The 5,485-nt window shown below is 55.5% G+C and carries 3 rRNA genes; all 3 read left to right on the forward strand.

The features are described 5' to 3' along the window. Positions 1-250: 250 nt before the first annotated feature. The 3 genes from EII35_RS15125 (at position 251) to rrf (ending at position 5,435) form a co-directional block, all read left to right on the forward strand. Positions 251-1,768: ribosomal RNA gene (locus EII35_RS15125) — 16S ribosomal RNA — on the forward strand. Positions 1,769-2,113: 345 nt separating this feature from the next. Beyond that, positions 2,114-5,215, forward strand: a 23S ribosomal RNA gene (locus EII35_RS15130). A gap of 103 nt (positions 5,216-5,318) precedes the next feature. Then, positions 5,319-5,435 (forward strand): 5S ribosomal RNA (gene rrf / locus EII35_RS15135). The 16S, 23S and 5S rRNA genes sit together here, the layout of an rRNA operon. Positions 5,436-5,485: the final 50 nt, after the last annotated feature.

The raw sequence follows: 5,485 nt of genomic DNA on the forward strand, positions 1-5,485 counted from the left end.
GAGTCGCTCCCCTGCGGGGTGGGTGTCCGAAACTTGAGAACTCAACAGCGTGCTTTAAGTCAATGCCAATTTTTTGTGTAGCACCCTTTTGTGGGGTGTTGCCTCTTCCAGGGCTTCCATGTTTTGTGGTTGTTCTGGTGGATTCCTTTGATTATTGATGATGGACCAGTTTTGGTTCGTGTCAGTGGTTGGATTCTGTGTTGACAGCTGTGCTGATGCTCTGTGAGGGGTGTTGGTGTGCTGATATTTTTCAACGGAGAGTTTGATCCTGGCTCAGGACGAACGCTGGCGGCGTGCTTAACACATGCAAGTCGAACGGTAAGGCCCTTCGGGGTACACGAGTGGCGAACGGGTGAGTAACACGTGAGTAACCTGCCCCTAACTCTGGGATAACGACTGGAAACGGTTGCTAATACTGGATATGAATCGGGCCTGCATGGGTCTGGTTGGAAAGCTCTGGCGGTTGGGGATGGGCTCGCGGCCTATCAGCTTGTTGGTGAGGTAGTGGCTCACCAAGGCTTCGACGGGTAGCCGGCCTGAGAGGGCGACCGGCCACATTGGGACTGAGATACGGCCCAAACTCCTACGGGAGGCAGCAGTGGGGAATATTGCACAATGGGCGGAAGCCTGATGCAGCAACGCCGCGTGCGGGATGACGGCCTTCGGGTTGTAAACCGCTTTCAGTCGGGACGAAGCGTGAGTGACGGTACCGACAGAAGAAGCACCGGCTAACTACGTGCCAGCAGCCGCGGTGATACGTAGGGTGCGAGCGTTGTCCGGATTTATTGGGCGTAAAGAGCTTGTAGGCGGTTTGTCGCGTCGGGAGTGAAAACTCAGGGCTTAACTCTGAGCTTGCTTTCGATACGGGCTGACTTGAGGGAGGTAGGGGAGAACGGAATTCCTGGTGGAGCGGTGGAATGCGCAGATATCAGGAGGAACACCGGTGGCGAAGGCGGTTCTCTGGACCTTTCCTGACGCTGAGAAGCGAAAGCGTGGGGAGCGAACAGGCTTAGATACCCTGGTAGTCCACGCCGTAAACGGTGGGTACTAGGTGTGGGGGACATTCCACGTTCTCCGTGCCGCAGCTAACGCATTAAGTACCCCGCCTGGGGAGTACGGCCGCAAGGCTAAAACTCAAAGGAATTGACGGGGCCCCGCACAAGCGGCGGAGCATGCGGATTAATTCGATGCAACGCGAAGAACCTTACCTGGGTTTGACATGGACCGGAAACATTCAGAGATGGGTGCCCCTTTTTTGGTCGGTTCACAGGTGGTGCATGGCTGTCGTCAGCTCGTGTCGTGAGATGTTGGGTTAAGTCCCGCAACGAGCGCAACCCTCGTCCAATGTTGCCAGCGGGTTATGCCGGGGACTCATTGGAGACCGCCGGGGTCAACTCGGAGGAAGGTGGGGATGACGTCAAGTCATCATGCCCCTTATGTCCAGGGCTTCACGCATGCTACAATGGCCGGTACAAAGAGTTGCGAGCCTGTGAGGGTGAGCGAATCTCAAAAAGCCGGTCTCAGTTCGGATTGGGGTCTGCAACTCGACCCCATGAAGTCGGAGTCGCTAGTAATCGCAGATCAGCAACGCTGCGGTGAATACGTTCCCGGGGCTTGTACACACCGCCCGTCAAGTCATGAAAGTCGGTAACACCCGAAGCCGGTGGCCTAACCCTTGTGGAGGGAGCCGTCGAAGGTGGGACCGGTAATTAGGACTAAGTCGTAACAAGGTAGCCGTACCGGAAGGTGCGGCTGGATCACCTCCTTTCTAAGGAGCCATTTGTGGATGACCCTGTGGGGTTGTTCGAGTTTTCCTGGTTTCTCCGGCGTGTGTTCGGGGGCTGGGATGGTTCTGGTTTGTGGAACATTGGCTGAGCATGTCCTGGTTGTGTCTGGGTTCTGTTAGTACTGCCTGCTTTGGTGGGTGTGGAGGATGGGGTTTGGGTGTGGTTGGGGTGTGTGTTGCACGTTGTTGGGTCCTGAGGGGTCGGCTGCCTGTGTGTGGCGTCTCTCTGGGGCATGCCTGATGCCTGCCATGGTTGTTGTGGTGGTGGGTGTGGGTGTGTGTGGTTTTTGAGAATTTTACAGTGGACGCGAGCATCTTTGTAGATTTTGACAAGCTACTAAGTGCGATCGGTGGATGCCTTGGCACCAAGAGCCGATGAAGGACGTTGTAACCTGCGATAAGCCCAGGGGAGTTGGTAAACGAGCTGTGATCCTGGGATGTCCGAATGGGGAAACCTCGAAGTGACCGGAGTCATGTCCGGCGACCTCTGCTTGAATGTATAGGGCAGTTGGAGGGAACGCGGGGAAGTGAAACATCTCAGTACCCGTAGGAAGAGAAAACAATAGTGATTCCGTGAGTAGTGGCGAGCGAAAGCGGAGGAGGCCAAACCTTTGCCGTGTGAGAGCTGACAGGCGTTGCGGTAGGGGTGTTGTGGGGCCTGCGTGACCTGGCTGTTGACGGGTCGGCAAGTGATCAATGGTGGATGAAGTTGAAGCGTTTGGAATGACGTAGCGTAGAGGGTGAAACTCCCGTAGGCGTATGAAGCCACTTGTTGTCAGTGTCCCCAAGTAGCACGGAACCCCTGAAATTTCGTGTGAATCTGGCAGGACCATCTGCTAAGCCTAAATACTCCTTGGTGACCGATAGCGGATCAGTACCGTGAGGGAATGGTGAAAAGTACCCCGGGAGGGGAGTGAAATAGTACCTGAAACCGATCGCATACAATCCGTCGGAGCCTTGCCTTTGGGTGGGGTGACGGCGTGCCTTTTGAAGAATGAGCCTGCGAGTTAGTGGTACGTGGCGAGGTTAACCCGTGTGGGGTAGCCGTAGCGAAAGCGAGTCCTAATAGGGCGGTCCAGTCGCGTGCTCTAGACCCGAAGCGGGGTGATCTATCCATGGCCAGGGTGAAGCGAAGGTAAGACTTCGTGGAGGCCCGAACTCACTTGGGTTGAAAACCGAGGAGATGAGCTGTGGATAGGGGTGAAAGGCCAATCAAACCCCGTGATAGCTGGTTCTCCCCGAAATGCATTTAGGTGCAGCGTTGCGTGTTTCTTGCCGGAGGTAGAGCACTGGATGGTCTAGGGGGCCCACAAGCTTACCGAAATCAGCCAAACTCCGAATGCCGGTAAGTGAGAGCGTGGCAGTGAGACTGTGGGGGATAAGCTTCATAGTCGAGAGGGAAACAGCCCAGATCATCAGCTAAGGCCCCTAAGCGGTAACTAAGTGGAAAAGGATGTGGAGTTGCGTTGACAACCAGGAGGTTGGCTTGGAAGCAGCCATCCTTGAAAGAGTGCGTAATAGCTCACTGGTCAAGTGATTCTGCGCCGACAATTTAGCGGGGCTCAAGTTATCCGCCGAAGCTGTGGCATTCGCATGTGTGGTCGTAAGGCCGTGTGGATGGGTAGGGGAGCGTCGTGTGCGTGTTGAAGTGGCGGGGTGACCCAGTCGTGGAGTGCACACGAGTGAGAATGCAGGCATGAGTAGCGAATGACGGGTGAGAAACCCGTCCGCCGAATATCCAAGGGTTCCAGGGTCAAGCTAATCTGCCCTGGGTAAGTCGGGACCTAAGGCGAGGCCGACAGGCGTAGTCGATGGACAACGGGTTGATATTCCCGTACCGGCGAAGCAACGCCCGTGTCGAGGCGCACGATGCTAAGCATGCGAGATTGCCGGATCCTTTCGGGGTGATGGTGGTTGAGTCTGTGACCCGAGTGTGTAGTAGGCAAGCTGCGGAGGGACGCAGGAAGGTAGCTCATCCTCAGCGGTGGTTGTCTGAGGCTAAGTGTGTAGGGTGGGGCGTAGGTAAATCCGCGTCCTGGGTGCCTGAGACATGATGGGTCAGCACTTTTTTGTGTTGATTGAGTGATCCTATGCTGCCTAGAAAAGCTTCGTGAGCGAGTTGTGAGCCGCCCGTACCCGAAACCGACACAGGTGGATAGGTAGAGAATACCAAGGCGATCGAGATAATCGTGGTGAAGGAACTCGGCAAAATACCCCCGTAACTTCGGGATAAGGGGGACCTGAGACGTGTTAGAACGTGCTTCGAGAGCGTTGAGGGTCGCAGAGACCAGGCCCAAGCGACTGTTTACTAAAAACACAGGTCCGTGCCAAGTCGTAAGACGATGTATACGGACTGACTCCTGCCCGGTGCTGGAAGGTTAAGGGGAACTGTTAGCGGTTTCGTGAAGCGGTGAACTTAAGCCCCAGTAAACGGCGGTGGTAACTATAACCATCCTAAGGTAGCGAAATTCCTTGTCGGGTAAGTTCCGACCTGCACGAATGGAGTAACGATTTGGGCGCTGTCTCCACCACGAACTCGGCGAAATTGCATTACGAGTAAAGATGCTCGTTACGCGCAGCAGGACGGAAAGACCCCGGGACCTTTACTATAGTTTGGTATTGGTGATCGGTGTGACTTGTGTAGGATAGGTGGGAGACTGTGAAGCAGGGACGCCAGTTCTTGTGGAGTCATCGTTGAAATACCACTCTGGTCACTCTGGTTATCTAACCTAGGACCGTTATCCGGTTCAGGGACAGTGCCTGATGGGTAGTTTGACTGGGGCGGTCGCCTCCCAAAAGGTAACGGAGGCGCCCAAAGGTTCCCTCAGCCTGGTTGGCAATCAGGTTTTGAGTGTAAGTGCACAAGGGAGCTTGACTGCGAGAGAGACATCTCGAGCAGGGACGAAAGTCGGGACTAGTGATCTTCTGGTGGCGGATGGAAGCGCCAGGACTCAACGGATAAAAGGTACCCCGGGGATAACAGGCTGATCTTGCCCGAGCGTCCATAGCGACGGCATGGTTTGGCACCTCGATGTCGGCTCGTCGCATCCTGGGGCTGGAGTCGGTCCCAAGGGTTGGGCTGTTCGCCCATTAAAGCGGCACGCGAGCTGGGTTTAGAACGTCGTGAGACAGTTCGGTCCCTATCCGCTGCGCGCGTAGGAGTCTTGAGAAGGGCTGTCCTTAGTACGAGAGGACCGGGACGGACCAACCTCTGGTGTGCCAGTTGTTCCGCCAGGAGCACGGCTGGTTGGCTACGTTGGGAAGTGATAACCGCTGAAAGCATCTAAGCGGGAAGCACGCTTCAAGATGAGGGCTCCCACAGAGTGAATCTGGTAAGGCCCCCTGTAGACCACAGGGTTGATAGGTCGGATGTGGAAGCGCAGTAATGTGTGGAGCTGACCGATACTAATAGGCCGAGGGCTTGTCTCTACAAAGATGCTACGCGTCCACTGTAAAATTTTTTCTTGTGCCACCCCCCTTGGTGTGGGGCCTGTGGTTGACAAGTTCATGTTGTTGTCGCCCCTGAAGTTGTTTCGGTGGCCATGGCGAGAGGGAAACACCCGGTCCCATCCCGAACCCGGAAGTTAAGCCTCTCAGCGCCGATGGTACTGCAGGCGGGAGCCTGTGGGAGACTAGGACGCTGCCGGACTTATTTATTCGTCCCCCCAAACGTTGTTTGGGGGGACGAATGTTTTTGTG

Source organism: Arachnia propionica, from assembly GCF_003932785.1.
Classification (GTDB): domain Bacteria; phylum Actinomycetota; class Actinomycetes; order Propionibacteriales; family Propionibacteriaceae; genus Arachnia; species Arachnia propionica_B.